This is a genomic window from Pseudomonas sp. Teo4 (assembly GCF_034387475.1).
GTDB lineage: Bacteria > Pseudomonadota > Gammaproteobacteria > Pseudomonadales > Pseudomonadaceae > Aquipseudomonas.
This window is the reverse complement of sequence record NZ_JAXCIL010000001.1, coordinates 767,773-788,661: the sequence shown is the minus strand read 5'-3', so window position 1 is coordinate 788,661 and position 20,889 is coordinate 767,773. Positions and strand designations below refer to the sequence as shown.

At 62.2% G+C, this 20,889-nt stretch carries 18 protein-coding genes and 1 pseudogene; 11 read left to right on the top strand and 8 right to left on the bottom strand.

What is annotated here, in order from left to right; translation table 11 throughout:
• Window positions 1-93 precede the first annotated feature (93 nt).
• The gene (locus tag PspTeo4_RS03885) at window positions 94-1,155 is read left to right on the top strand and encodes a TerC family protein (RefSeq protein ID WP_322362411.1); all 1,062 of its coding nucleotides are present in this window, start codon (window positions 94-96) and stop codon (window positions 1,153-1,155) included.
• Window positions 1,156-1,351: 196 nt separating this feature from the next.
• Window positions 1,352-2,704 carry an SPFH domain-containing protein gene (locus tag PspTeo4_RS03880; protein ID WP_322362410.1) on the top strand — a complete coding sequence of 451 codons (1,353 nt, stop codon included), beginning with the start codon at window positions 1,352-1,354 and terminating at the stop codon, window positions 2,702-2,704.
• 61 nt (window positions 2,705-2,765) lie between these two features.
• Here the strand turns inward: PspTeo4_RS03880 and PspTeo4_RS03875 are convergent, their stop codons facing one another.
• The 4 genes from PspTeo4_RS03875 to PspTeo4_RS03860 form a co-directional block, all read right to left on the bottom strand.
• A complete protein-coding gene (locus PspTeo4_RS03875; RefSeq protein ID WP_322362409.1) occupies window positions 2,766-3,152 on the bottom strand; it encodes a hypothetical protein in 387 nt (128 codons plus the stop codon).
• Entirely contained in the window at window positions 3,145-4,545 is a 1,401-nt protein-coding gene (locus tag PspTeo4_RS03870; RefSeq protein WP_322362407.1) for a PAAR domain-containing protein, read from the bottom strand. Before PspTeo4_RS03870 ends, PspTeo4_RS03875 begins: the two co-directional genes overlap by 8 nt.
• A 144-nt stretch (window positions 4,546-4,689) precedes the next feature.
• The gene (locus tag PspTeo4_RS03865) at window positions 4,690-5,343 is read right to left on the bottom strand and encodes an HD domain-containing protein (RefSeq protein ID WP_322362406.1); all 654 of its coding nucleotides are present in this window, start codon (window positions 5,341-5,343) and stop codon (window positions 4,690-4,692) included.
• Between the two features lie 185 nt (window positions 5,344-5,528).
• Window positions 5,529-6,749 (bottom strand): acyl-CoA dehydrogenase, encoded by a 1,221-nt coding sequence (locus PspTeo4_RS03860; RefSeq protein ID WP_322362405.1) that lies wholly within the window; start codon window positions 6,747-6,749, stop codon window positions 5,529-5,531.
• 141 nt (window positions 6,750-6,890) lie between these two features.
• On the opposite strand from PspTeo4_RS03860, the gene PspTeo4_RS03855 reads away from it, so the two are divergent.
• The 3 genes from PspTeo4_RS03855 (at window position 6,891) to PspTeo4_RS03845 (ending at window position 10,447) form a co-directional block, all read left to right on the top strand.
• Window positions 6,891-7,817: a LysR family transcriptional regulator gene (locus PspTeo4_RS03855; RefSeq protein ID WP_322362404.1), complete on the top strand. Its 927-nt coding sequence runs from the start codon at window positions 6,891-6,893 to the stop codon at window positions 7,815-7,817.
• A gap of 162 nt (window positions 7,818-7,979) precedes the next feature.
• Window positions 7,980-9,134 carry a cysteine desulfurase family protein gene (locus PspTeo4_RS03850; protein WP_322362403.1) on the top strand — a complete coding sequence of 385 codons (1,155 nt, stop codon included), beginning with the start codon at window positions 7,980-7,982 and terminating at the stop codon, window positions 9,132-9,134.
• Between the two features lie 71 nt (window positions 9,135-9,205).
• The gene (locus PspTeo4_RS03845; RefSeq protein ID WP_322362402.1) at window positions 9,206-10,447 is read left to right on the top strand and encodes a hypothetical protein; all 1,242 of its coding nucleotides are present in this window, start codon (window positions 9,206-9,208) and stop codon (window positions 10,445-10,447) included.
• Window positions 10,448-10,536: 89 nt separating this feature from the next.
• Here the strand turns inward: PspTeo4_RS03845 and nfsB are convergent, their stop codons facing one another.
• Window positions 10,537-11,190 carry an oxygen-insensitive NAD(P)H nitroreductase gene (nfsB, locus tag PspTeo4_RS03840; RefSeq protein ID WP_322362401.1) on the bottom strand — a complete coding sequence of 218 codons (654 nt, stop codon included), beginning with the start codon at window positions 11,188-11,190 and terminating at the stop codon, window positions 10,537-10,539.
• A gap of 104 nt (window positions 11,191-11,294) precedes the next feature.
• Here nfsB and PspTeo4_RS03835 point away from each other — a divergent pair, with 104 nt between their 5' ends.
• The 3 genes from PspTeo4_RS03835 to PspTeo4_RS03825 all read left to right on the top strand — a co-directional run bounded on the left by PspTeo4_RS03835 (window position 11,295) and on the right by PspTeo4_RS03825 (window position 13,734).
• Window positions 11,295-12,185: a LysR family transcriptional regulator gene (locus PspTeo4_RS03835; RefSeq protein ID WP_322362400.1), complete on the top strand. Its 891-nt coding sequence runs from the start codon at window positions 11,295-11,297 to the stop codon at window positions 12,183-12,185.
• Window positions 12,186-12,269: 84 nt separating this feature from the next.
• Complete coding sequence (locus PspTeo4_RS03830) at window positions 12,270-13,100, top strand: AraC family transcriptional regulator (RefSeq protein WP_322362399.1); 831 nt, start codon at window positions 12,270-12,272, stop codon at window positions 13,098-13,100.
• A 49-nt stretch (window positions 13,101-13,149) separates the two neighbouring features.
• Window positions 13,150-13,734 (top strand): LysE family translocator, encoded by a 585-nt coding sequence (locus PspTeo4_RS03825; protein ID WP_322362398.1) that lies wholly within the window; start codon window positions 13,150-13,152, stop codon window positions 13,732-13,734.
• 112 nt (window positions 13,735-13,846) lie between these two features.
• On the opposite strand, the gene PspTeo4_RS03820 is transcribed toward PspTeo4_RS03825, so the two are convergent.
• Window positions 13,847-15,046 (bottom strand): sugar transporter, encoded by a 1,200-nt coding sequence (locus PspTeo4_RS03820; protein WP_322362397.1) that lies wholly within the window; start codon window positions 15,044-15,046, stop codon window positions 13,847-13,849.
• Window positions 15,047-15,258: 212 nt separating this feature from the next.
• Between PspTeo4_RS03820 and PspTeo4_RS03815 the strand changes: the two genes are divergently transcribed.
• On the top strand, window positions 15,259-16,575 hold the full coding sequence (locus tag PspTeo4_RS03815) for a hypothetical protein (protein WP_322362396.1): 1,317 nt from the start codon (window positions 15,259-15,261) through the stop codon (window positions 16,573-16,575).
• Between the two features lie 187 nt (window positions 16,576-16,762).
• On the opposite strand, the gene calA is transcribed toward PspTeo4_RS03815, so the two are convergent.
• The gene (gene calA / locus PspTeo4_RS03810) at window positions 16,763-17,815 is read right to left on the bottom strand and encodes a vanillin reductase (RefSeq protein WP_322362395.1); all 1,053 of its coding nucleotides are present in this window, start codon (window positions 17,813-17,815) and stop codon (window positions 16,763-16,765) included.
• Between the two features lie 179 nt (window positions 17,816-17,994).
• On the opposite strand from calA, the pseudogene PspTeo4_RS03805 reads away from it, so the two are divergent.
• A pseudogene (locus tag PspTeo4_RS03805) lies at window positions 17,995-18,899 on the top strand (AraC family transcriptional regulator N-terminal domain-containing protein).
• 257 nt (window positions 18,900-19,156) lie between these two features.
• Here the strand turns inward: PspTeo4_RS03805 and thpR are convergent.
• Complete coding sequence (thpR, locus tag PspTeo4_RS03800) at window positions 19,157-19,699, bottom strand: RNA 2',3'-cyclic phosphodiesterase (RefSeq protein ID WP_322362394.1); 543 nt, start codon at window positions 19,697-19,699, stop codon at window positions 19,157-19,159.
• A 169-nt stretch (window positions 19,700-19,868) separates the two neighbouring features.
• Between thpR and lpxO the strand changes: the two genes are divergently transcribed.
• The gene (lpxO, locus tag PspTeo4_RS03795) at window positions 19,869-20,768 is read left to right on the top strand and encodes a lipid A hydroxylase LpxO (RefSeq protein ID WP_322362393.1); all 900 of its coding nucleotides are present in this window, start codon (window positions 19,869-19,871) and stop codon (window positions 20,766-20,768) included.
• Window positions 20,769-20,889 lie beyond the last annotated feature (121 nt).

Here is a 20,889-nt window from a genome sequence, read left to right as displayed (position 1 = left end):
CAAAACCATGTGATACCGGGCCCCTCTGACGGCTACCGCGCCGCCATGTCGGATCACTGTTGCCATGCAACGTCGACATTCAAGGAGGGGCTCATGACAGCTCTACAAGCATTTCTCACCACTCCGTTCCTCGGCACCAGCACCTGGTTGTGGCTGGTGTTCATGGCCATCGTCATCGGTTTGCTGGTGCTCGACCTGGGCGTTCTGCACCGCCAGGACCGCGAAATTGAAATGCGCGAAAGCCTGCTGCTGTACTCGGGCTACTTCAGCGTTGGCGTGATGTTCGGGGCCTGGGTCTGGTTCGAGCTGGGGTCGCAAGCGGCGCTTGAGTTCTACACGGGCTTTCTGGTCGAGCAATCGTTGTCCATGGACAACGTGTTCGTCATGGCCATGATCTTCGGCTTCTTCGCCATCCCCCGCCGTTACCAGCACCGCGTGCTGTTCTGGGGCATCCTCGGCGTGGTGGTTCTGCGCGCGATCATGATCGGCGTGGGTGCGGCACTGGTGCAAAACTTCGCCTGGGTGCTCTACGTGTTCGGTGCCTTCCTGCTGTTCACCGGGGTGAAGATGGCGCTGTCGAAGGAAGAAAGCCACCCGGACCTTGCCAACAACCCAGTGCTGAAGTTCGTACGCAGGCACATGCGCGTCACCGACCAGATCCACGGCTCGCACTTCTTCGTGCGCATGACACCGCCAGGGCAGAGCAAGGCGTTGCGCTACGCCACACCGTTGTTCATGGCCCTGGTGCTGATAGAGCTGGCCGACCTGGTGTTCGCGGTGGACAGCGTGCCGGCAATCTTCGCCATCACCCAGGACCCCTTCATCGTCTACACCTCCAATATCTTCGCCATCCTTGGCCTGCGCTCGCTGTACTTCGCGCTGGCGGCGTTGATGCACCGGTTCGTCTACCTCAAGTACGCGTTGGCGCTGGTGCTGATCTTCATCGGCTGCAAGATCTTCTACCACGGGTTGGTGGGCAAGGTACCGGCGTTGCTGTCGTTGGGGGTGACGTTCGGGTTGCTTCTGGGTGGGGTGGTGTTGTCGTTGATCAGGACACGCAGCGGTGCTACTGAGGTTGCCCTGCCTCCAGCGGAGCAGGCGCCAGGCAAAACAGTGGACGCCGAGAAGAAAGAGGATCCGCAATTGAGGGTTTGAGGCAACTGACCAGGGCCGCTTTGCGGCCCTTTCCGAGCGGTCTGGCGCCCCGGCAGTGCGCTGTATGTTCAGTGGCACCTTGTCCTACATACGCCTGAATTATTCGGAGTGCTCCTACAGCTTGGATTGAATTCAGCTAATTGCGACAAGCACCACCCTTGGCCAGCATGCCCACTCCCAGCACAAGGAGTGCCCCATGCAACAGCTTCCGAAACTTGACGTCGCCCTGCCCCGCTTCAACCGCAAGATCATCGCCGCCATTGCAATACCGACACTTGCCGTCGGAGCCCTCGCAATTTTGTTCAACGGGGTATTTTTCTACAACGAAGCGGGCCAGATGACCCACGTACGCACCATGTTCGGCGAGGAGAAAGTGGTCGAAGACGTTGGTTACGCCACCAAATGGTTTGGCCGCAGCACCGTCTGGCGTCGCACCATCGGCGTTCAATCAGCCCTGCAGGCGGACCTTCAGGAAGACGCCCGAAGCGGGCATCCAGCGGTAACGCTCGACAACCTGCCCATCGTGTTTCTGGGCAACGTCGACGCCAAAGCCGAGTTCAGCACCCAATTCCGCCTGCCCACCGGCGACGCCTTCCTGAAAATTGCCCATGAGTACCGCACGCCAGACAACTTCCTGCAGCGCGCACTGCTTCCGGCGGTCAAGGAGACCCTGCAGGCCACAGCCTCGTTGATGAGCGCCGACGACTACTATGCGGGTAACCGCAGCCACTTCGGCGCCGAGTTCGAAAACCAGTTGCGCAACGGCCTGTACCTGACCAGCCGCAAGGAAATCCGCGTGCAGCGCGACAACTACCCGGCACAGACCGCCATCCTCCAGGCCGGCACCGAGCAGGGCAACTTTGGCGACAATTCCTCGACCCGTTTCGTCATCGAGAAGAAGCTCGACAAGGACGGTCAGGAGCTACGCAAGCAGCAACAGTTCCGCCTGTTCGGTGTCGAGGTCGTCGACGCCCGGGTGACGCACATCGACCCCAACCCCCAATACCAGGAGCGGATGGTAAGGGTGCAACAGGCACTGGCCGAACTGGCGGTGGCCAGGCAGAACCGGCTCAAGGAGGAAGAAGAGAAACAGCTGGTAACCGCCCGAGGCGCCAAGGACGTCGAGGCCAAGCGTCAGGAAAGCCTGCGCCAGCAGATCGAACGAACCACCGAAGCCGAGACCGAGAAGCAGCTGACGTTGATCAATGCCGAACGGGAACAGCGCCGTGCAGAGATCGAAAAGCAGACGGCGGAACTGCTACGCGACAAAGCCAGGGTCAACGCCGAAGCCACCAAGATCACCGCCGACGCCGAAGCCTATGCCCGCGAGGCATCGCTCAAGGCTGACGGTGCCTTGCAGACCAAGCTCGATGCATTGGTGCAGATCAACCGAGCCTGGGCCAGCGCGGCGGCAACCGCACCGGTCCCAAGCGTGATGATGGGCGGCGCGGAAGGCGGTATTGGGCGTCAGGATGAGATGAGCAAGCTGATGGGCGTGCTGGCAACCAAGGCAGCCAAGGATCTGATGGTGGACCTGAAGACCCCGTGAGGCCTGGACCAGGGCTGCCGATCAGCAGCCCTGATTGCGTCTATGCCTGAGTTTTAAATCACTACTGTATAAAAAAGTAAGCGACCAACAACCACAGCGAACCAATCAAAATCAGCCACCATGCTATTCCCATTTTCTTTTTCAACTTAACTGGAAAGCGTTTAAGCTCCTGTTCGTCCAACCATCCCATACGCAGATGCAGCCAGGGAAATGTGACCAAAGAGCTCACGGTGCTCAACAAAAAAAAACGCGACCTCAGATTTCCCCCACCCCAAACAGGCTTCATCTGTTCCAAATAGGGATTACTTCTGATAGCCGACAGGGCGACATCATAATCCCGCGACATTGAGATTTGAATATGAATTGCAACACCCAACAGACCAACCACGAATGGAATGATCAAAAATGCAAGCTTCAATAACGGCGGCCAACTTTCGAATTCAATCATCAGTCACCTCATAAAGCACTTCTCCCGCCTTCTCTCCAAGCATTCCGACACCAACAGCGCCGCCAGCAGAGCCAGCGCCAACGACGACAATGCTACATAACGGTGCACCAAGCCCGCCAGTTCCCACCGCGAAAGCACCGCATAACATCGCTGCAGCGGCAAACCCAAGTTCGGCCCCCAGCATGCCTCCCCCCAACCCACCTGCAAAGGTGCCCGTTTCAGTAAAACGCACTTTCTTGCATGCGCCAGTTTCGCCGGCGCGACAAACCTCCTGAACTTTCATATAAGACGAAACCCCACCCAACCCAATCGCAAAATACCCACCATATTTAAGATACTTACCCAGCTTCGCCACCTTATCCAAATGCGTCGCATACCCCGGCATCTGCCCCGGCCCGCCCGCCTTCGACCAATGATGCACCAGGCTCTTGGTCGAAATATTCAAGCTCTTCTGCAACCGCTCATAACTACCCAGATCCAACTGCTTGTTCAGAAAAGCCACCCTCAACTGACCATCCAACTGCTGCAACAACTGACGGCGCGCGTTGAAAAACTCTCGACTGTTTAAATGCCCATGGCGCAAGAACTCTCGCTGATGCAGTTGCTCGATCTGGGTCAGGGTAGTACTGACTTGCTTGAGCCCCTGATCCAGCATGTCCTTGCCCACCCCCATCGACAGGCTGGCATTACCGAGCAACCCCGCGATCTCGGCCTGATGCTCCATCATGAAATCCGCTTCGGCAAAATCCAGCACCGCCAATGCACGTCGCGCCTGCTCGGCGGCGGCCATCAATTTGGCCTCCTCGCGGGTGCAGGCATTGCCATTGTCGGGGTCGCCGATGACGAAGATTTCTCCGGCTTTGAAGCCATGTTGGAACGTGGGGTTCAGGCGCTGCAGGCGGGAGATCGGCAAGGTGGCGTCGTGTTCTGATAACCGTATCAGCACTTGCGCGAACGACATGCTTCGCGGAACAACATAGAACCCCGGCTCCAACGTGCCGGGTACTGCACTGACTGCACTCTGAGCAAAGCTGTTAGGCATCACGTCTTTTGCCAGGCCGGTAGCGTGGCTGCCCGCTGTTCTCGCAACCGATGATCTGGAGGGTGGGAGCTCGTGGAGGGGAGCGATAACCCGGTTGCTGCCAGGCGGGCAACCACAGATGACCAGCGCCCCATCTATTGCCACCGGACGGCCGCAGGAAATGAACAGACTTGCACCTTCGGCAACAGTCCCCTCCTGCCCGCAATCAGGACAGGGCGTCGTAGGGTCTCCTTCGCGCAAGACGAGCCGGCCGTTACTGACGTATCCGGCGCCTGTCGCAATACATATAGCACCCGTTGTGGTGACATCACCGTCTACCGCTTGGCCTTTACCGTCGATATTGACGCGCATGAGCAACATTCCTTTGCATTGAGATGCATCGGAACCTAGCAGCTACAAGAGGGCCTTTTTACCTCTACAAAGCGAAAGAGATATGTCCTACAACAGAAGCAGAATCGCCCGGCGCAATGTCATTTTTTGCAAACCAGCATCGACTCAAGACCCACCAAGTTCGTCCAAGAACCCTTCCACGAACCACACCAGTCGCTGATGCCGCTCAGCCGCCAGGCGGGCGCCTTCCGCGGTCTGAAAACCCGAAGCCAGCTTGAGCAGCTTGTTGGGAAAGTGCTCCAGGCTGTACTGCCGGTCCTGGTAGTCGCGGCCTTTGGCGGTTGGGTTGCAGGGGTCATACAGGGCTGTGCCCATGCGCCCGCCAACATAGAAGCAGCGGGCGATGCCGACCATGCCGAGGGCGTCGAGGCGGTCGCTGTCTTGCAGGATCTTCGCCTCCAGGCTGTTGGCAGGCAGGTTGGCGGAAAAGCTGTGGGCCGCGATGGCATGGCTGACGGCTTCGATGCGAGTCGCAGACCAGTTCAAGTCAGCAAGTATCCCTGCCGCCTTGTCGGCGGACAGGCGTGAGGCCTGGCTACGCAGCGGTGAGTTTTTTTCCACGGCCACACAGTCGTGCAGCACGGTGGCCGCCAGCAGCACCTCCAGGTCACCGCCCTCCACGGCGTGGATCTTGCGTACGTTGGCCCACACGCGGTGGATATGCGCCAGGTCGTGGGCGCCGTCACCCGAGGCTTCGGGCAAATGCGCCTGCAACGAGTCGGCCAAGTGCTGGAGGGGGGCGAAAGGTAAAGGGTTCATAAGCATTCTGGCTATGGCGCGGTCGTTGTGGGAGCCGGCTTGCCGGCGATCACCGGCGAAGCCGGTGCCATAGACCACAATGCCCGCATCGCCGGCAAGCCGGCTCCCACAGGGTGAGCGTCGCGCCGTCAGCGCGGCCCATGGGCAGCGGCTTGCTCCTATTAAGGTGATAGAGCCAGCACAGACTAGCGCAACATCCCCGCCGGCACATACTTGCCGATCTCATACTTGCCAATCGCGGCCCGGTGCACCTCATCCGGCCCATCGGCCAGTCGCAAGGTACGCTGCATGGCATACATGTACGCCAGCGGGAAATCACCGCTCACCCCTGCCCCGCCATGCATCTGGATCGCCCGGTCAATCACCTTCAACGCCACGTTCGGCGCCACCACCTTGATCTGGGCAATTTCGCTGCGCGCGACCTTGTTGCCAACCGTGTCCATCATGTAGGCCGCCTTCAGGGTCAGCAGCCGCGCCATGTCGATTTCCATCCGCGAGTCGGCGATCTTGTCGACGTTGCCGCCCAGCCGCGCCAAAGGCCGACCGAACGCCGTGCGCTCGACCGAGCGCTTGCACATCAACTCCAGCGCCCGTTCGGCCATGCCGATCGAACGCATGCAATGGTGAATGCGCCCCGGCCCCAGCCGGCCCTGGGCGATTTCAAAGCCACGGCCCTCACCGAGGATCACGTTCTCGTACGGCACCCGCACGTTCTCGAACAGCACTTCGGCATGGCCATGGGGCGCATCGTCGTAACCGAACACCGGCAACGGCCGAACGATCTTCACCCCCGGCGCATCGGTCGGCACCAGCACCATCGAATGCTGCTGGTGCCGCGGGCCTTCGGGGTCGGACAGGCCCATGAAGATCATCACTTTGCAACGCGGGTCGCAGGCACCGGAGGTCCACCACTTGCGGCCGTTGATCACCCATTCGTCGCCATCGCGCACGGCGGTGGCGGCCATGTTGGTGGCGTCCGACGAGGCCACGTCCGGCTCGGTCATGGCGAACGCCGAGCGGATCTCGCCACGCAGCAGCGGCTCGAGCCACTGGCGTTTCTGCGCCTCGCTGCCATAGCGGACCAACACCTCCATGTTGCCGGTGTCCGGTGCCGAGCAGTTGAACGGCTCCGGGCCAAGCAGCGAGCGGCCCATGATTTCGGCCAGCGGCGCATACTCCAGGTTGCTCAACCCCGCGCCATACTCCGACTCGGGCAAGAACAGGTTCCACAACCCCTCGGCGCGCGCCTTGGCCTTGAGCTCTTCCATGATCGCGGTCGGCTGCCAGCGGTCGCCCTCGGCGACCTGGCGTTCGAACACCGGTTCAGCGGGGTAGACATAAGCGTCCATGAACGCGGTGACGCGCTCGCGCAGTGCCTGGACCTTGGGTGAATAGGCGAAATCCATCGGGGCTACCTTCACGGTTCGAAGTACATGGGGCCAGAGCCTAGATCAGCCGGTCTCAATCCACCTAGTCTATTTTCTACGTGTATAAACATTCATAACCGATATATGATCGCCCCATAATTCCAACAAAGAGCGGCGCCCATGAACCTCAGCAAGGTCGACCTCAACCTGTTCATCGTTTTCGACGCGATCTACACCGAAGCCAACCTGACCCGCGCCGGGCAGATCGTCGGCATCACCCAGCCGGCGGTGTCCAATGCCCTCTCGCGCCTGCGCGAGACCTTCAACGACCCACTGTTCGTACGTACCGCCCAGGGCATGGTGCCCACCCCCATGGCGCAGAACATCATCGGCCCGGTGCGCAATGCCCTGGCGCTGCTGCGAACCTCGGTGCAGGAAAGCCGCATCTTCAACCCGCAGCAGGCCAACAAGACCTTCCGCATCAGCATGACCGACCTCACCGAGGCGGTGATTCTGCCGCCGCTGTTCCAGCGTCTGCGCCGCCTGGCGCCATCGGTGCTGATCGAGAGCTTCCTGTGCAAGCGCCGCGACACCACCAAGGAGCTGGCCGCCGGGCGACTGGACTTTGCCGTCGATGCACCGCTGAACACCGACCCGCAGGTGCGCCACGTCAAACTCATGCAGGACCGCTACGTCTGCGCCTTGCGCCAGGGCCACCCGCTGGCCGACGCCAAGCTGACCCTCGACAATTACCTGGGCATGACCCACATCCATATTTCCAGCCGCCGCAACGGCCTGGGCTATGTCGACCTGGCGCTGGGCAAAATGGGCGTGCAGCGCAAGGTTGCCCTGCGTTCGCAGCATTACCTGATGGCCTCGCAGGTGCTGCAACAGACCGATATGGTCATGACCGTCCCAGAGCGTTTCGCCCGTCGCCATCAGTTGCGCTATCAGCCGCTACCGGTTGACGTACCGCCGCTGGAAACCCACCTGTACTGGCATGAAAGCACCGACCAGGACCCGGCCAACCGCTGGATGCGCGAACAGATCATCGAGCTGTGCGAGCGGGTGGTGATAGAAGAGGAAAAGGCGCTGCAATCGGCCTGACGTAAAAAAGTAGAATATTTTCTACCTATGCAATCAGAAATAGAAAATTATTCTCGAAATCAGCTGACATGACAAAACAATAAGAAAAAACATCCCCTCAGCGGCGGGTACGCTTTCTACAACGATCGCCGAATTCACGGCGGCAGAAACGGACCCGCCCCAATGCCAAGTGCCCCGCTCTACTTCGACTACGCCGCCACCACCCCGGTCGACGACCGGGTCATCGAGACCTTGCTCGCCTGCCTGGGTCGCCAGGCGAATTTCGGCAACCCCGCCTCCAGCGGACATGCTTACGGCCAGGCCGCCCGCGATGCCGTTGAAATGGCCCGTCAGCAGGTGGCCGAACGTGTAGGTGCTACACCTGCCGATCTGGTGTGGACTTCCGGCGCCACCGAGTCCAACAACCTCGCGCTCAAGGGCATTGCCCAGGGCCTGGGTCAGCCTGGTCACTTGATCACCAGCCAACTTGAGCACAAGGCGGTGCTCGATACCGTTGCCGAACTGCTACGCCTGGGCTGGTCGGTCACCCGACTGGCGCCAGACGCGGACGGGCTGATCCAGCCTGACGCGGTGCAAGCAGCGCTGCGTGACGATACCCGGCTGGTGTCGCTGATGGCCGTGAACAATGAACTGGGCACCATTACCGACTTCGCCGCCATCGGCGAGCGGGTCCGTGAGCACGGTGCCCTGCTGCACGTGGATGCGGCGCAGGCCGTGGGCAAGCTGGCCATCGACCTGGGCCACCAGGCGGTGGACCTGATGTCCTTCTCGGCGCACAAGGTCTACGGCCCCAAAGGCATCGGGGCGCTGTATGTCGGGCCACGTGCGCGCGCTTTGATGCGTGCGCAAATTCACGGTGGTGGTCATGAGCAGGGCCTGCGCTCCGGCACCCTGGCCACTCACCAGATCGTCGGCATGGGCACCGCATTCGCCCTCGCCGGCCAGCCTGGCGACAACGAACACCAACGCATCGAGCAACTTTCCGCACGCCTGCGCAAGGGCTTGCTGGCGCTGCCCGACGTCAGCCTGAACGGCTCTGCCGAACAGCGCATACCCCACACCTTGAACCTGTGCATCCTGGCCAAAGGTTTCAACAGCACGGCATTGGCCAGTGAGCTGGCGCTGTCGACCACCTCGGCCTGCAATTCGGCAAGCAATGCCGCGTCGCATGTGCTGTTGGCGTTGGGGCTGGATGAAGCGCAGGCCCGCAAGAGCGTGCGGGTGAGCATCGGGCGGTTCACCACCGAGGCCGAGGTGGACAAGGCGATCGAGGTGTTCGCCAGGGCTATCACTTCAGGAGCAAACGCTTTGTGGTGACAGGCCTTCCATAAAGTTCCGTCAGACGATGCCGAAACAATTTGTATTGTCTGACGAGCTAACGACCACGGATGAACGCTTCTCGAACTCTTTTTGTACGCCTGTTCACCTTTGCCGCGCTGTGCGGCTCGGCCCCGTTGGTGCAGGCTGAAGCGCCTCCAATCGAACAGGCTGAGCGCGATGTACAGGGCTACATGCAATGCGTGAGCAATGCATACAACTCTGATCAATGGCGCAGCAACACCGTTGCCAACTGCCGCAAACAATTTCCAGTGGTGCAGTCCCTCTACCAAGGTGACTACAACGGTGTGACCTTCACGAGAGAACAGAGCCAGCTCTATCAGCAGGCCCGTCCGCAATGGGTCGCCTTTGACAAAAAAGTCCGCACTTGGCTGTTCTCCAGTGGCTTGGCCGAGCAGTTTGCCAAGGCGAAAGTCGCGACCGCTTATTCGTTTGATCAGACGGCCAAATCAATCGATGCGCGCTTTGCAGAGCTTGATTCAGTTCCATTCACGTGGTACCCGGCGCAAAAAACGCCCTATCGAACGGCGCAAGGTCTGAATCTGCAACAACTGCACCAGGCCGAACTCCAGCAGTTCACCACATGCCTGAGGGGGACTGTGGAAGGAACGAACAACTTGAACCTGACTCGACCTGCTTTTGAACGGCAGGTTCAACAGTGCCTGGCACCCATCTCCCGCCAGAACATCGAGCAGTCTTCTGCCGTTTATCAGCCCCAAGCCTTCCAAACCATTGCAGAACAAGGCTGGGCTGAGATAGCCAGGCGTCAGGCCACGGCCGCAGAGTTGGAGCGCACGCGGCTTGAAAAAGAGTATGCAGAGTCCTGGCCACAGGTTCTCAAAGCGCTGCTGGGTAAGCTCCTGCTGGGACTCTTGTTCCTAGGAGGCGTCTATGCACTGTGGCGTTACTTGAGCAGCGGCACCTACTCCGGCGGCGCAGCCTACGATGGACCAGGCAGCTCCTCTGACCATGCGCCTCGCCGCGCTTCTGCTGCGTCCTATCGCAGTGACGACAGAACCCGTGCTGAACGTGCCGAGCCTGCTGAAAAACCGGCCGACCTCACGACCTTCACACTCAAGCACCGCAAAATCGGCCGCCTGACAACACCCCATCGCTGTGCCAGTTGCGTGCACTGGCAAGGGCAACGCACATCACACCCCGTCACGCGAGAGTGGTACGTCAAAATCGATACCAAGGGGCCCTGCGGGCACAAACATCCAGGGTCACCCTATGGCATAAAACGGGATATGGATGGCTTTCACTGCAAGGACTTCACAGACGCCGGTTACTGAACACTTGCATGCGTTGCTGGCCACAGCAGTCAGGCAGCTTCATCGGAATCAGCTAGCTTGGCGAAGTCCACAGAAGCGCCATCCACCACTTAGAGGAAGGTAAACACCTTCGAAGCCGGCAGGCGCGACTTGTTCAACGCCGCATTGAAGTCTGCCTCGCTGTGGTAACCCAGGCTCAGCACCACCACGCTGGTGAATCCACGTTCACGCAGGCCCAGCTCGGCATCCATGATCTTGCTGTCGAACCCCTCGATCGGCGTGGCATCCAGGCCATGGGCGGCGGCGCCGAGCAGCGCGGTGCCCAGGGCCAGGTAGGTCTGCTTTTCCATCCAGTGCTGCAGGTCTTTCTGGTCGTAACGGTGCAGGTTCACATAGTGGCGGCGGCTTTGGTTCTGCGTGGCGCGGGCTTGCTCGTCGCGGAACCGGCCGTTGGTTGCTTCCTGGTCAAGCACGTCATCCAGGTGCGCTTCGGTCATCTCGGTGCGGGTGCAGAACACGATGACATGGGAGGCATCGAGGATCTTCGGCGTGTTGTAGGCAAAGCCTTCGGCCGTGCTCTTGGCCAGGCGGGCCTTGCCTTCGGCGCTGTCGGCAACGATGAAGTGCCAGGGCTGCGAGTTGACCGACGACGGGCTGTGGCGCAGTTGCTCAAGCAGCGCGTCGATGGTGGCCTGCGGAATCTTGCGCGAGGCATCGTAGGCCTTGGTGGTGTAACGGCGTTTGGCGAGCGCAACGGTATCCATGAATCGACTCCTGGTGGCAGAACGGGATTTGCCACGCATCTTATCTGTCCGCCGAAAAAGAAAAACAGGCACAATGCAGCAACACTTTCATCCTTGGAGTGAAAATGCTGCGCATCGCCGATCTGGAACTGTTCCTGCGCAGCAGCGCGCTGGGCAGTTTCACCGCAGCCGCTCAGGAGGCCGGCTTGCTGCCCGGCCAGGTGGCCGCCGCCATCAAGCGCCTGGAGCGCGAGCTGGACGTGCGTCTGTTCGCCCGTACCACCCGCAGCTTGCGGCTGACCGCCGAGGGTGAGCTGTACCTGCCCACCGCGCACAACGTGCTGGAAAGCCTGCGCCAGGGGCGGGACAACCTGCACGGTGCCCACAGCACCCTGCGCGGTGTGCTGCAGGTGTCGGCCCCCTCGGACATGGGGCGCAACATGCTGCTGCCGTGGCTCACCGACTTTCGCCGTGAACACCCCGACCTGACCTTGCGCATCCTGCTCTCCGACCAGCTCGCCGACTTCTACCGCGACCCGGTCGACGTGGCCATCCGCTACGGGCTCAACGAGGACGCCAACTACATCGCATTGCCCCTGGCACCGTGGAACCGCCGCGTGGTGGTGGCCTCCCCGGCGTATCTGGCCCGGCATGGAAGGCCGACCACACCCGAAGCGCTGCAACAACATGCGTGCCTGTTGTACCCGCAGCAGGGGCGTGTCTTCGACAAGTGGCGCCTGGGCGAGCGCACGGTGCAGGTCAAAGGCGCGCTGTTCAGCGACGACGCCGACCTGGTAAGGCGCTGGGCGCTGATGGGCGAAGGCCTTGCCTACAAATCGTGGCTGGATGTGCGTGCCAATGTGGCGGCCGGTGAGCTGGAGGTGCTGCTGCCCGAACACCCCGGTGAACTGACCCCGGTAACCTTGGTGTGCCCGCATCGCAAGCAGCTGTCGCCTGCAGTGTCGCGCCTGCATCTGTGGTTGCGTGAGCGATTCGCGGCATTGGAACCCCAATAACCTGCCCTTCTGCACAAACGTTCTAAGCCTGCGCCGGGCCGGCGGGTTACAGTAACAGGCCAATCTACACAGCAGTCTCTGGCCATGGGCAACTGGATCGACCTCAAGCAGGACGCCGACACCGGCATCGAGTCGGTTCGTGCGCATTTCACCGGGCATGCCTACGACCCGCACTGGCACGACAGCTACCTGGTCGGCGTGACCGAACAAGGTGTGCAGCAATTCAACTGCCGTCGCGAGCAGCACAACAGCACGCCAGGGCAGGTATTTCTGCTCGAACCCGGTGAAATTCACGATGGCCACGCCCCCACCGAGGATGGCTTCACCTACTCGACCCTGTACCTGGACCCGAACTGGCTGGAGGCCGAACTGCGAGCGTTGTTCGAACAAGCCCCAGCCGGCAGCCTGCCCAGCTTCAAAGGAACGCTGTGCCGCGACGAACACCTGACCCTTGCCACCTACCGCGCCTTCCAGGCCTTGCACGGCGAAGAACTGCGCATGGTTCGCCAGACCGCCACCGATGACTTGCTGAGTTGTCTCACCCGGCACCTGCACTGGCGCAAGCGGATCAACCCCGACCCACGCCTGCCCCTGGTCGCCCAGGTGGCCCGCGACTACCTGCATGCCCATCTGGACCAGGACATCGGCCTGGACGACCTGGCCCGTGTCTGCGGCGTCGACCGCTTCCGCCTCACCCGCGCCTTCAAGGCCGCGTTCGGCTTGGCGCCGCACGCCTACCTGATCCAGCTGCGCGTGGCCCGCGCGCGACGTTTGCTTGCCAAAGGCCAGACGCCTGCCGAGGTGGCCTCGGCCCTGGGTTTTGCCGACCAGAGCCATCTGGGGCGCTGGTTCCGCCGCGCCTACCAACTGACACCGGCCGACTACCGTCGACGTTGCTCAAAGCTTCCAGACTGAAACGCCGTACGCAGCGAGGATGGTGCTCCGATTCATTGGAGTACTTGTCATGTCGCCGTCCCTGTTGCCGTTCATCCTCTTCGCCCTGGTCGCCAGCATCAGCCCCGGGCCGACCAACCTGCTGATTCTGGCCCACGGTGCCCGCCTGGGCCTGCGCGCCAGCGTGGCGCCGATCGTGGCAGGGTGTGGCGCGGCCGCTGGGGTGGTGCTGATGGTCGGCCTTGGGTTGGGTGAATGGCTGACACGCCACCCGTTGGCCCAGCAGGTGATGAGCTGGGCCGGTGTGCTGTGGTTGAGCTGGCTGGCCTGGAAGATGCTGCGCAGCGCCGCCGAGCCTCTGCACACCGCCACAGGCAAGCCCTTCAGTGCCTGGAGCGCTGCATCGTTGCAAGTGGTCAACCCGAAGGTGTGGATGATGGCCGTGGCGGTGATCGGGGTGTTTGCCGCACCGTCACTGCCGGTGTGGCAGTTGGCGCTGGTGTTTCTGCTGATCGCCCTGCCCTGCATGACCGCCTGGGCCATGCTGGGGGTGGGCAGTGCCCGCTGGTTGCAGTCGCCGCAGCGGCTGCGCTGGTTCAACCAGGGGCTGGCGGGGTTGTTGCTGGTGTCGGCGTGGCTGGCTGTTTTGGGTTGAAGTTTCTGGCCTCATCGCCGGCAAGCCGGCTCCCACAGGTACTGCAGTGATCTTGAGGGCGTTGCGGTCCATGTGGGAGCCGGCTTGCCGGCGATGAGGCCGGTCCTGCCACTCAACCTCCCAACGCCTCCCGGAAGCGCCGGGTACTGGCCAGCGCCAACACAAGCCCCACCACAGCCACACTGCCGCCAACCAGGCCGATATCCGCCACCTCCATCTGGCTGCTGACAATACTGCCCAGCAACGCACCACCACCGATGCCGATGTTGTAGATACCCGAGAACAGCGCCATGGCCACGTCGGTGGCGTCGGACGCCAGCTTCAGGGTCTTGGATTGCAACGACAGGCTGAAGCTCAAAATCGCCACACCCCAGAACATGCTCAGCACCGCGAACAGGTAGAAGTTGCCCGACAGCGGCAGCAACAGCAGCAGGCAAGCGGCCAGCAAGCCGATCGACCCCACCAGGAAACCATGGGGGAAGCGGTCGCTGTAACGGCTGAACAGCAGGGAGCCGAACACACCGGCGCCACCGAACAGCAGCAGTACCAGGGTGGTGCGTTCGCCGCCGATCTGCGCCACGTGCAGGGCGAACGGTTCGATGTAGCTGTAGGCGGTGAACTGCGCGGTAATCACCAACGTCACCAGCAGGTAGGTGATGACCAGCGCCGGGCGCTTGAACAGAATCGGCAGGCTGCGCAGCGAGCCGGAGTTCTGGCTGGGCAACAGTGGCAACGACTTCATCAGGCACAGCATGGTCGCCAGCGCCACGCCGGCAATGCTGAGGAAGGTAATACGCCAACCCAGCGCTTCACCCACCACGCGCCCCAGTGGAATACCCAGCACCATCGCCAGGGTGGTGCCGGTGGCCAGCAGGCCCAGGGCCTTGGCCTGTTGCCCCGGTGGCGCCACGCGCACCGCCAGCGAGGCAGTGATGGCCCAGAACACGGCATGGGCCAGGGCAATGCCGATTCGGCTGACCAGCAACATGGCGAAGCTTTGCGACAGCCACGACAACAGGTGGCTGAGGATGAACACCATGAACACCAGCAGCAACAGGCGCCGCCGTTCGATGTTGCGGGTCATCAGCATCATCGGCAATGACGCCAGCGCCACCACCCAGGCGTAGATGGTCAGCATCAGCCCGACCTGCGCGGTGGTCATGTCGAAGCTGCGACCGATGTCGCTGAGCAGCGCCACCGGGACGAATTCGGTGGTGTTGAAGATGAAGGCCGCCAACGCCAGGGCAATGACGCTCAACCAGCTGCCATTACCCGTGGTATTGGGTAGGTGGGTGGGGATGGGTCCGTTCATGGGTGGGTATCGATACTCCGGAAACTAGGCAACAGTCAGCGCGCCTGGCACACGTTTGCACGGTGCTGACGTACGGTTTGTTATTGGAAGGAATGCCGGCATGGTACGCGTCAACCCAGCCCCTCACAACCGCAGGCGCAACCACGGCGGGATTGGGAGTACCATGCCGGCACATTGTCAGCAGACCGCGGAACAAGGAGCCCGATCCGCCCATGGACAAGCAGCACCCCCAGCAACAGTGGCAGCAGGCAGTGACCGCCTATGCCCAGGCCATCAACCGTTATGTCGCACAGGGCCAGGCGCACGGCTGGGATGACCTCGAAGAGCCGCAAGCGCCGGCCACCGACCACCTGCTCGACGCTTGGCAGGCGGCACTGCGGGCAGCCAATCACCCCGCCAGCGACGAACTCCAGCGCCAGGCCTTTCGCAGCGCCTGGCCGCCAGCGCACCTGCCGCTGGTACCGCTGCTCGAACGCCATGGTCAGGGTATCTCCTGCGTACTGCTGCTGGACGACGGCAGCCTGCTGGCACGTATCGGCATGCCCTACGAAAAAGGCCAGGTGGTGCGTATCGACGGCAACAGCGTGACGCCGGTGATCGGTATCGAGCACTTCGGCCGCTGTCCGCGTCGGCGCTACTTTGCCCTGGCCAATAGCGAAGGCGTGCGGGTGACCGATGGCTGGGGCGGCCCGCAAGTGGCGCGCCTGCCATGGCCTACGGGCCTGGAAGACCTGCCCAAAGGCTACCCGTTCGACCCCTTCGACCTGCCACCGACACCCACCGCGCTGATCCCGTTTGCGGATGGCCAGCGGGTGCTGCTGGTGAGCGCCGAAGGCATCTTCCTCATGACCGCCCAAGGCGCCAGGCGCCTGCTGCCGTGCCAGGCGCAAATCATCGAAGATTTGGCCGAAGGCACCGACCCGGACGATATAAACCTGGGGCTGTCCATGGAGCACGCGGCGATCTCGCCCGACGGCAACCTGATCGCCCTGGGCCAACAAGATGGCCGGCACCTGGTGCTGGACGGGCAACTGCAACCTGTGGCCGCGGTCGGCCCGGGCAGCGAGTACCCGCACTTTGCGATGTTCAACCAACAGGGTGATCAGCTGTTGCTCAATGCCTGCCACTTCTACAACGGTGGCACCCTCGGGGTCCGCGTTGTCGACTTGGCTGGCCTGGACACTGACTACTACAGTGACGACCCGCGCACCCCCCTGCTGCAAGATGGCGCACGGGTTTACGCTGGGGTAGCCCGGGACGGCGAGTACATCGTCGGCGATGCCTATGGCTACCTGCGCGCCTTTGGCGAGGACGGCAAGGCGCACTGGCAGCACTTCCTCGGCTCGACCATCAGCGCCATGGACATCAGTGCCGACGGACGCACCCTGGTAGCTGCCAGCCATGCTGGGTTCATCTCGGTGATTGCGCTGGACAGCGGCCGGCCTCAGTGGCAGATCGGCGATGGGGAGCATGGCGAGCTGCGCCGTTGGCTGTTCTGGAAAGGCTGGGACAGGCCGTTGATGTGGTAATGCCCGCATCGCCGGCAAGCCGGCTCCCACAGGGTCCTGCGCCGACCGCGAGATCACCGCATTACCTGTGAGAGCCGGCTTGTCGTGGGGCCGGTACGATCAACACAAGACAGTTGCCCCCACAGGGTCCTGCGCCGACCTTGAGATCACCGCAGTACCTGTGGGAGCCGGCTTGCCGGCGATCATGTCAGCCTTGCAACGTCGCCATGTCGATCACGAACCGGTACTTCACGTCGCCCGCGATCATCCGCTCGTAAGCCTGGTTGATGTTGCGGATATCCAGCAGTTCGATGTCGCAGCGAATATCGTGCTCGGCACAGAAGTCCAGTACTTCCTGGGTTTCGGCGATGCCACCGATCAACGAGCCGGCCAGCACTCGACGCTTCATCACCAGGTTGGCCGCATGCAGCGCCGGGTCAACAGGCTCGATCAAGCCGACCAGAATGTGCACACCGTCGAACTTGAGGGTTTCCAGGTAAGGGTTCAGATCGTGCTGCACCGGGATGGTGTCGAGCAGGAAGTCGAAGCGACCGGCGGCGGCGCGCATCTGCTCGGCATCGGTGGACACGATCACATGGTCGGCGCCCTGGCGGCGGGCTTCGTCAGCCTTGGCCTGGGAGCGGGTGAACAGGGTCACTTCAGCACCCAGTGCCTTGGCCAGCTTGATGCCCATGTGGCCCAGGCCGCCCATGCCGAGAATGCCGATCTTGTGGCCAGGGCCGACGCCATGGTGCTTGAGCGGCGAATAGGTGGTGATGCCCGCGCACAGGATCGGCGCGGCACTGGCCAGGTCCATACCCTGCGGAATGCGCACGACGAAATGCTCGCTGACCACGATGCTGCTGGAGTAGCCGCCCATGGTGTTGCTGCCGTCCACCCGGTCCGGGGTGGCGTAGGTCATGGTCGGGCCTTCCAGGCAGTATTGCTCCAGGTCCTTGGCGCAGGCCTCGCAGTGGCGGCACGAGTCGACCATGCAACCGACGCCGACCAGGTCGCCCACCTTGTGCCCGGTCACCTTGTCGCCCACGGCGGTGACCCGGCCGATGATCTCGTGGCCCGGCATCAGCGGGTAGACCGCGATGCCCCACTCGTTACGCGCCTGGTGGATGTCCGAGTGGCACACGCCACAGTAGAGAATCTCGATGGCCACATCGTCCGGGCGCGGGCTGCGGCGTTCGAAGGTCATGGGTGCGAGGGGGCTGGTGGGGGTCTGGGCGGCGTAACCGATGGCGGTGTACATGCGGTACCTCATTGGAAGTGAAACGATTCAGGCGACGCATTTTGCGCGCCTCGAACCCCACCGCCCACCATCGATTCTCCGGCATCCATGCCTGATTCTCCGAAACTGCCTTGGGCGACCTGGCGCTGGACCATCAATCTGCGATGATGCAACTGTCTGATTCTCTGCCCTGGTTCATCATGCAACTGACCCGCCACGTCGACGCCAACGCCCCCTCTGCACGCTGATCCGCAGCCTGGCCACGCGCCCGGGCTTCGTGCCCACCGCCCTGCCCCAGGTCCAGGTGCTGAGCTGGGACCACTATGTGGCCAGCAGCCCGCAGATCTACGAGCCGAGCCTGATGATCCTGGCCCAGGGCAGCAAGCTTGCACGCTTGGGGCCGCGCAAGCTGGAGTACGGCGCGGGCCACTACCTGGTGCAGGCGTTGTCGGTGCCGTTCATGTGCGAAACCTTCGCAACCGCCGATGCGCCCTTGCTTGGCGTGGCGGTGGACATCGATCGCGGCGTGCTGGGTGAGCTGGTGCAAAGCATGGACCTGCCCCCTGACGCCGCGGTGCAGGCGCAGACCCCGCAATCGATGACCTCGGCGGCCCTGGATGCGCCGATGCGTGACAGTGTCGAGCGCCTGCTGCAGTGCCTGCAGAACCCGCTGGATGCCAAGGTGCTGGGCCCGGCGCGGGTACGGGAAGTACTCTACACCGCCCTGCGCGGCCCGCAGGCGAATGTGTTGCGGGCGCTGGTCGAGCAGCAAGGCCACTTCGCCCGCATCGGCGCCGCCCTCGCCCACCTGCGCCAGCACTACACCGAGCCGCTGAGCGTCGAAGCCCTCGCCGCCTGTGCCAACATGAGCGTGTCGACCTTCCATGAGCACTTCAAACGCTGCACCGACATGGCGCCGATGCAGTACCTCAAGCGCCTGCGCCTGCTCAAGGCGCAACAGATGCTGATCGGCGAAGGCCTGGGGGTGGCGCAGACGGCGCACCGGGTGGGGTACCAGAGCACCTCGCAGTTCAGTCGCGAATACAAGCGCCAGTTCGCCCGCAGCCCTGGGGATGAGCAGGCATACCAGAGTTTGCCGGTTTAGTGCCCCTTGCCATGCACCATGTCGCCTGCATCGCCGGCAAGCCGGCTCCCACACCGGGCGCAGGTGTAACTGTGGGGGCAACTGTCTTGCGCTGCCTGTGCCGGCCTCATCGCTGCGGTTCGTCGCCACGACAAGCCAGCTTCCACAGGTATGGCAATGATCTCAAGATCAGCGCGGTCCATGTGGGAGCCGGCTTGCCGGCGATGAGGCAGGTACAGGTAACACATGACCATTGCTCCCACAAAACGCTGGGCACTCTACACCAACGGCCACTCGGCAATCGGCCAGTAACGCCCCTTGCGCGACTCGTACAGGGTGAAATGCCTGGCCGCGATGAAGAAATCCGCCGCAACGGTCGCTTCGGGCACCTGCCCGCGAAAATCCCGCGACAGCGTAAGGTGCGGCCGGTACTCACGGGCCTGCTCCTGGAACCCCAGAGGCAACAGCGCCTGCTGCAAGCCATACACCAACTGACGCATCGCCGCAGGCGTTTCCTGAGGTTCAAGCACCAGCACGTTGGCGCGGTTCCAGACCTTCAATCGATCCAGCAGCAACCGCAGCGGCGCCTCGGGCCGCGCCAGGTTGTCCACCGCTGCACAAATTGCCGGTACCTGCGCGGCGTCCACATCACCGAGAAACAGCAAGGTCAGGTGGAAGTTCTCGCTGGGCACCGGCTTGCCGCTGCGCAGGTTCAGGCCACGTCGCCATTGGGCAATGTCGCTGCGCTGGCTGTCCTTGACCGGCAGCGCGAAGAACAGACGCTTGAACGGGGCGCCGCTGGGGCGAACATCCTGGGGCATGGGAACTCCTTGGGGCTGAATCCACTTGAAACGTTTGCGCAAAGCATGGGCCATTACACCTAAGTCGCCCTGATTTCACGTAACAATAAGTACAAACTCCCCACATGATTGTTTATGCTGGCCCGCTAATGCCATGTCGCATGGCCATTTTTTCGACAAGTAAACGTCCATGAAAATTGCACTCGTACTCCTTTTCGTCTTCTCGATCGCCTATGTTCACCTACGCGGTCGGGTACGTCACAAGCTGACCCGCCAGCTGGGCGACCACTCCAGTTTCCTCGCCCCGATCAACAGCTTCCTCTACCTGTTCTCCAAGCACCCGGCCAAGCCTTACCTGCCGGTCGAAGCCTTCCCGGAACTGCAACCGCTGAAGGACCACTGGCAGGAGATTCGCGAAGAAGCCCAGCAACTGCTGCAAGCCGGTGCCATCAAGAAGTCCGAGAATTATGACGACGTCGGCTTCAACTCGTTCTTCAAGACCGGCTGGAAGCGCTTTTACCTGAAGTGGTACGGCGAGAGCCACCCATCGGCCATGAGCCTGTGCCCACGCACCACCGAATTGCTGCAAGGCATCGGCACGGTCAAGGCGGCGATGTTCGCTACCCTGCCGCCTGGCGCCAAGCTGGTGCGCCACCGCGACCCATACGCCGGCTCCTACCGTTATCACCTGGGCCTGGACACACCGAACGACGATGGCTGCTACATCGACGTGGACGGCGAAAAGTACTCCTGGCGCGATGGCGAAGCGGTGGTGTTCGACGAGACCTACATCCACTACGCGGCCAACACCACCGATCACAACCGCATCATCCTGTTCTGCGACGTCGAGCGCCCGCTCAAGTACCGCTGGGCGACCGCCTTCAACCGCTGGTTCAGCCGCAATGTCATGGCCGCGGCTGCCGCACCGAACACTGCCAACGACAAGACCGGCGGCATCAACCGCCTGTTCACCCGCATCTACAAGGTCCGCGAGCGCGGCAAGGCACTGAAAAAGCGCAACCGTACCCGCTACTACCTGGAGAAGTGGGCCTTTGTCGCGGCCCTGGTACTGGTGTTCATCTATATCTGACGGCAGAGGCCTTTCGCGGGTAAACCCGCTCCCACACAGAGCAGCACTGAGTCCAGTCTGTGGGAGCGGGTTTACCCGCGAAGAGGCCGTCACTCGTTTCCCCATCTTCGACTAGCCTGAA

Coding starts and splice junctions, on each gene's coding strand:
- PspTeo4_RS03830 (WP_322362399.1), top strand. CDS start 12,270: ATGGGCAACTGGATCGACCTCAAGCAGGACGCCGACACCGGCATCGAG.
- PspTeo4_RS03835 (WP_322362400.1), top strand. CDS start 11,295: ATGCTGCGCATCGCCGATCTGGAACTGTTCCTGCGCAGCAGCGCGCTG.
- PspTeo4_RS03820 (WP_322362397.1), bottom strand. CDS start 15,046: ATGAACGGACCCATCCCCACCCACCTACCCAATACCACGGGTAATGGC.
- PspTeo4_RS03850 (WP_322362403.1), top strand. CDS start 7,980: ATGCCAAGTGCCCCGCTCTACTTCGACTACGCCGCCACCACCCCGGTC.
- PspTeo4_RS03885 (WP_322362411.1), top strand. CDS start 94: ATGACAGCTCTACAAGCATTTCTCACCACTCCGTTCCTCGGCACCAGC.
- PspTeo4_RS03870 (WP_322362407.1), bottom strand. CDS start 4,545: ATGCGCGTCAATATCGACGGTAAAGGCCAAGCGGTAGACGGTGATGTC.
- PspTeo4_RS03855 (WP_322362404.1), top strand. CDS start 6,891: ATGAACCTCAGCAAGGTCGACCTCAACCTGTTCATCGTTTTCGACGCG.
- PspTeo4_RS03825 (WP_322362398.1), top strand. CDS start 13,150: ATGTCGCCGTCCCTGTTGCCGTTCATCCTCTTCGCCCTGGTCGCCAGC.
- PspTeo4_RS03845 (WP_322362402.1), top strand. CDS start 9,206: ATGAACGCTTCTCGAACTCTTTTTGTACGCCTGTTCACCTTTGCCGCG.
- thpR (WP_322362394.1), bottom strand. CDS start 19,699: ATGCCCCAGGATGTTCGCCCCAGCGGCGCCCCGTTCAAGCGTCTGTTC.
- PspTeo4_RS03860 (WP_322362405.1), bottom strand. CDS start 6,749: ATGGATTTCGCCTATTCACCCAAGGTCCAGGCACTGCGCGAGCGCGTC.
- lpxO (WP_322362393.1), top strand. CDS start 19,869: ATGAAAATTGCACTCGTACTCCTTTTCGTCTTCTCGATCGCCTATGTT.
- PspTeo4_RS03815 (WP_322362396.1), top strand. CDS start 15,259: ATGGACAAGCAGCACCCCCAGCAACAGTGGCAGCAGGCAGTGACCGCC.
- PspTeo4_RS03865 (WP_322362406.1), bottom strand. CDS start 5,343: ATGAACCCTTTACCTTTCGCCCCCCTCCAGCACTTGGCCGACTCGTTG.
- nfsB (WP_322362401.1), bottom strand. CDS start 11,190: ATGGATACCGTTGCGCTCGCCAAACGCCGTTACACCACCAAGGCCTAC.
- calA (WP_322362395.1), bottom strand. CDS start 17,815: ATGTACACCGCCATCGGTTACGCCGCCCAGACCCCCACCAGCCCCCTC.
- PspTeo4_RS03880 (WP_322362410.1), top strand. CDS start 1,352: ATGCAACAGCTTCCGAAACTTGACGTCGCCCTGCCCCGCTTCAACCGC.
- PspTeo4_RS03875 (WP_322362409.1), bottom strand. CDS start 3,152: ATGATTGAATTCGAAAGTTGGCCGCCGTTATTGAAGCTTGCATTTTTG.